We start from the raw sequence: 1,438 nt of genomic DNA, 5'->3' as shown, positions 1-1,438 counted from the left end.
CGCTCTCCAGCATCCCGGCCCTGCTCAGCGCCCCGGGCCCGGGCGGGCTGGCCGCCGGCCTGGGCGCCCTGCCTCCCCGCAATGCCGACACCGGGGTGATCACCGATGACTCCGATGGCTATGGCGCCACCGGCGATACCCTGCACTGGACCCTCAACGGCCTGATGACCATCGCCGACACGGCGCTGTTCGACGGGGCCGCCCTGCTCGGCGAGCTCTACTACAGCAACCTGCTGAGCCTGGATGACCACAACAAGGCGCTCTACAAGGGGGAGGACAGCTACACCGGCATCGACAAGCCGACCCGCGATAACTGGGGGCTGGCGGTCAACTTCACGCCGATCTGGTACCAGGTATTGCCGGGTGTCGACATGAGCATGCCGCTCTCGGTGAACTGGGGGCTGGCGGGGATCTCCCCGGTCCAGGCGGGCGGGGCGAAAGATACCGGGAGTTACGCGGTGGGCCTCGGCGCCACCCTCTACAACCAGTACTTCGTCGATCTGAAATACGTGGACTCCTTTGGCGAGTCTGCCGAGTGCAATGACGGTGCCGAGGATGGCACCACGCCCAACGCCCTCGATGGCGCCCAGCGCAACACCTGTTATGCCGGTGGTTACGCCTCTTTCTCCGGTGGCGGTGCCACCACGGAAGACAGAGGTGCCCTCTACCTGACCCTGAAGACCACTTACTGAGTCAAGCGACCGAGTCGGAGAACGAGATATGACATTCAACAAGACCATGCTGACCGCCGCCCTCACCCTGGCCCTCGCGGGCCAGGCGCTGGCCGCCGTCTCCAGCAGTGAAGCACAGCAGCTCGGCACCAGCCTGACCCAGGTGGGCGCCGACGCGGCCGCCAATGCCGACGGCAGCATCCCCGCCTACAGCGGGGGGCTGACCACGCCCCCCGCCGGCTTCAAGGCCGGTGACAGCATGCGCCCGGATCCGTATGCGGGCGAGCAGCCGCTGCAGGTGATCACCGGCAAGAACGCGGCGCAATACCAGGGGGCGCTGACCGCCACCACGACGGAGCTGCTCAAGCGCTTCCCGGACTTCCGGGTGGACGTTTATCCGACCCATCGCAGCGTGGCGCTGCCCCAGGCGGTGCTGGATAACACCAAGCAGAACGCGCTGAACGCCACCACCCTGGCGGGGGGTATGGCGGTGGACAAGGTGTTGCCGGGCATTCCCTTCCCGATCCCCAAGAGCGGGGCCGAGGCGATGTGGAACTTCCTGCTGCGCTACCAGGGGGTGAACATCGCCACCAAGTACGACTCCTGGAACGTCGATTCTGCCGGGGTCGCGGCCCTCTCCACCACGGGGCAGGCCTTCATCAACTACGCCATCTACGAGGACATGACCAAGCCCATCTCGGCCAAAGACACCTACTACCAGATGAAGCTCCATTACACGGGGCCGGCCCGGCGCGCCGGCGAGGCCA

The 1,438-nt window shown here is 66.6% G+C and carries 2 protein-coding genes; both read left to right on the top strand.

What is annotated here, in order from left to right; all coding sequences use genetic code 11:
* On the top strand, window positions 1–692 hold a 692-nt coding region (locus BN1127_RS21060; RefSeq protein ID WP_042648396.1), incomplete at its 5' end, for a DUF1302 family protein.
* A 28-nt stretch (window positions 693–720) separates the two neighbouring features.
* On the top strand, window positions 721–1,438 hold a 718-nt coding region (locus BN1127_RS22620), incomplete at its 3' end, for a DUF1329 domain-containing protein (RefSeq protein WP_042648395.1).

The organism is Aeromonas media (genome assembly GCF_000819985.1).
In the GTDB taxonomy this organism is placed as follows: domain Bacteria; phylum Pseudomonadota; class Gammaproteobacteria; order Enterobacterales; family Aeromonadaceae; genus Aeromonas; species Aeromonas media.
Note: the sequence above shows the minus strand (reverse complement) of the source record. Positions and strands in the feature narration are given on the sequence as shown.